The sequence below is a fragment of the Bacillus sp. JJ1503 genome (assembly GCF_036965125.1).
GTDB lineage: Bacteria > Bacillota > Bacilli > Bacillales > Cytobacillaceae > Cytobacillus.
Map to the genome: position 1 here is coordinate 16988 of NZ_JBALOZ010000069.1, position 4005 is coordinate 20992.

Annotated in this window: 2 protein-coding genes; both read right to left on the reverse strand. The window is 42.1% G+C overall.

The window, feature by feature from the left end:
* Positions 1-103 precede the first annotated feature (103 nt).
* Positions 104-1369, reverse strand: a complete 1266-nt coding sequence (locus tag V7149_RS06355) for an MFS transporter (protein WP_335344811.1) — start codon at positions 1367-1369, stop codon at positions 104-106.
* A 153-nt stretch (positions 1370-1522) separates the two neighbouring features.
* Entirely contained in the window at positions 1523-3655 is a 2133-nt protein-coding gene (locus tag V7149_RS06360; protein WP_335344829.1) for an MMPL family transporter, read from the reverse strand.
* Between the last annotated feature and the right edge of the window lie 350 nt (positions 3656-4005).

Here is a 4005-nt window from a genome sequence, read left to right on the forward strand (position 1 = left end):
TTAATTTCTCATTGATACATAATGGCTGGAAAATAGGTCCATATTTGAAATGCAAATTTTAGGCAAAAAAAAGAAAGCAATCCTATTTGCTTTCTCGAATAATTTAAGCAAGTGCTTTCTTAGCTTCCTGCCGCTGTTCCTTAATTAGAAGTCCCCCGATTAAACCGACAAGTGAAAATAGAACCGGTATGATAAATCCGTAGTGATACCCACCTGCAGCCGTACCAAAGTGATCTAATACCTTCCCAAAAATACTTGGCAAAAGAACAGCACTCAGAAAACCGCCTGTATTCGCAAATCCCGAAACAAATCCAACTTCCCTTACATCAAAGGATAGGCGTACAACGGCAAAAGTAAACATATTAGCCCCGTTACAAAAGCCGATGATAAAGAATAGCGAAATCAGCATAAAAAGTGGCGGCTTCCCGCTTAATACAAAAAACACGCTCCAGCAAATAACGGTGATGAAATGAACAACGACATAAGGACGCTTGATCGTCCCTAACCGATTGGCCACCCAGCTCGATAAAGGAGATCCCATAACAGCACCAATCAGACCAATCATAATGAGCTGGCTCGCATCGGAACGTGTCATCCCGTACATGTGCATCCCATATGGCACCGCCCACGAACCGATAAATCCGATATATGTTCCGACAATCCCGAAGTGACAAAAAAAGGTTGCCCATGCTTGGCGGCTTGTAAGGATGCGCCTAAGCAGACTCAGTGTCTTTTCACGTTTTTCCCTTATTTTTGGGGAGGCAGATGCGGAATCAGTATCGGTTTTAAACATCTGTTTCGGTTTATGAACGAGGACAAAGTAAAGAATGAATCCGCTCAGCAATAATATAAGACCCGTTGTAAAAAATGGTTTTCTCCAGCCCCATAACGTAATCCACTCAGAAAAAGGAACTGTTGCCAGCAGGAAGCCCAGACTCCCAACCATCCCCGCTATTCCAATCAATCCTACAAATTCATTTCCCTTAAACCACAGGCTTAAGATTAAGACTACGTTTACCCAAATGGTGGCATCCCCGATTCCCACTAATAATCTAGCAAACAAGAGAACATACTCATGCTCTGCCAAACTATAAATCAGCGTCCCTGCACCATTTAATAATGTTCCCGCGATAAGAAAAATATTAGGCCCGAATCGATCTGAAAGTATGCCAATTGGTATTTGCAAACTAGCATACGCCAAAAATTGAATACTCGTCAGCAATCCAATGGTCGATGCCGTTACACTAAAGTCCTTCATAATTTGATCTGTAATTAATCCTGGGGCTGTTCTTTGACTTGCGATTACACAATAGGTAAACAAGACTGCGGCAAAAACAACCCATCTATACTTACTATTTTGTTTATCCACTTGTTTCTACCCCTATAAATTTTTTATGATTTCTTCATTATACACCAGATTCTTCGTGTGCCGAACGTTTCTTTTCTATTATATGGAATCCCGCGAAAAAAAATCACGGAGCACTTGATGGGGTGTGCTCCGTGATTTTCTAGCTTTATTTTATTAATGCCAATTCTCCGCTTTATAGCTCCCTTTTCGAAAAGGCAGCCACCAATTCCATTTCCCAAACAGCTTCATTAAGCTTGGGACGAGCAAAAGCCGAATAATCGTTGCATCAATGGCCACGGCAACGGCGATCCCAACCCCGATCTGTTTCACCGGCATCACATCCGTAAAGGCAAAGGCCCCAGTTAAAACAATCATGATCAAGGCAGCGGAAGTAATAATTTTACTCGTTGTGGCAAGGCCTTCCACAGTGGCCCTGTCATTGTCAAAGGAACTTGCATATTCCTCCTGCATTCTCGATATGAGAAAGACCTCGTAATCCATGCTCAGCCCAAACACGAGGCTAAAGACGAGAACTGGAATAATGAGGGCAATCGTACCGGCTGTCAGTCCAAAATGACCATATTGAAAAATATAAACAAGGATCCCAAACGTTGCTGCTAATCCAATGATATTCATCAGGATTGCCTTAATCGGAATGAGAATGGACCGGAATGCAAGCATCAGAATGAAAAAGGTCGAAACGATAATCACCGTGAGGACGAGCCAAATTTGATTCGAAATTTCATCAAAGATTTCTTGATTAAATTTTGGCTGTCCACCAATGAGTAAATCAAATTCAGTTTCTTTTTCCGATAAATGCCGGGCCCAATCCTGTGCTTTTGTTGAGGCTCCAGAAGCATTTAAGGTAACGGGAATGAGCAGCTTTTCATCCTTAATGAATGATTCTGTTAACGGTTCGAGTTTGGCCTTCATTTCGGGTACCGTCCATGCCTGTTCCCATTCCTCCGGCGAGTGAATCCCACTCAATGCATAAATGGTTTTGACCTCTTCAACTAGCGGGTCTTTTAACAGATCCTCTTCTAATTTCTTCATCTGTTCTAACCCATCCGAATCCTGCCAGCCATTTTCGCGTGTAGCTACAACAAATGCAGAGGCTTTTTTACCAAGGCCGAATTCATCCTCCAACAGCTCATAGGCTTGACGGGAATCATACGATTCAGGCAATGAATCAATTTGCGGAATCGTTAAATTCATGTCTTTTGCAGGGATAAGAGCAATTCCTAATAAAATGAGAGCGAAGATCGTAATGATAACAGGACGCTTTATGACCGCATTTGCGAAAAGGCGCCAGCGATCCGTCCCGTTTTGGTTTACTTTTAGCAGCTGCCACTTATCAATTTTATCCCCTAATGCGATTAATACGGATGGCAGCAGCGTGATGGAAGTGAGCACTGCCATCGCAACAACAATCATCCCGCCTATCGCGATATTTTGAAAAATCTCGACTCGAATGAAAAGCATAGCGCCTAAACCGATAAACACACAAAAGGCAGAAAAAATGACTGATCGCCCAGCTGTCCGAATGGTTGTAGAAACCGCCTCAAACAAGTTTGATTTTTTCCGTTCCTCCCGATACCGACTAATAAACAATAGAGCAAAATCAATGCTCAGCGCGAGCCCCAGCATCGGAATGATGTTCATGACAAATATAGATAAATCCACATGGCCGCCTACTATCGTCAGCGTTCCAAAGGAAATGAGAATCGTTGTAATTCCAATAATTAACGGAATCGTTGAAGCAATAACCGTTCCAAAAGCAAAAAGAAGAACGATCACTGCAATAGGGAGGCCAATCGCTTCTGCAATCATTAAATCCTTTTGACTGGCTGTATTGATATCCTTGGAAATCGCAGGTGCCCCTGTCAGCACAATTCCCTCTTCATCTCCAATTGTTTCACGAATATCTGTTACGACTTGGGTCATATCCAGATCCTTATCATCAAATTGAAGAATGGCATAAGCTAGCTGATCTTTATAGAGTGACGGGTCTTCTAAAGGCGAGGCTATGGTAGAAGCAACACCAAGTTCCTCTACTTTTTTTACCATAGCATCGATTTTTTTATCGCTAGCTTCGTTGAAAACGAGGAACATGGTTTCTACTGGCATATTGAATGTGTCCGCAGTGATATCCATAACCTCCGAATGCTCCCCATTCATCCGAAACCCATCGCCCTGCAGCATAGCTGGAAGCCGCATAGCAAAAAACGACATAACAACCGTCAGTACTATCCATGCCAAAATGATAAATTTATATGTTTTCGTTACAAAACGCGCTAATGTCCGAATAGTCCCCTTCCCCCCATCTGAACAATGACTTTTACCCTTTAAGTTTAGCCGATGAGCAGAGAATTGTCTCTTGAAAAAGGAGTGGGTTGGGAAGGAACAAGTTCTTGAGGGTGTTTTTATCGGAGAGCGATAAAAATACATGTATTTACCGTTTTATATTAGTGTTTTTACCGAGACCTTCACAATCCTTACATTGAACACTTCTATGTTAGCGTTTTTCTAACTTACCCTACAAAACCCTTACATTGAACGCTCCTATGTGAGTGTTTTTCTACTAAACCAACAAAACCCTTACATTGGACTCTCCTATGTTAGTGTTTTTCTGCTAAATCCAACAAAACCCTTACATT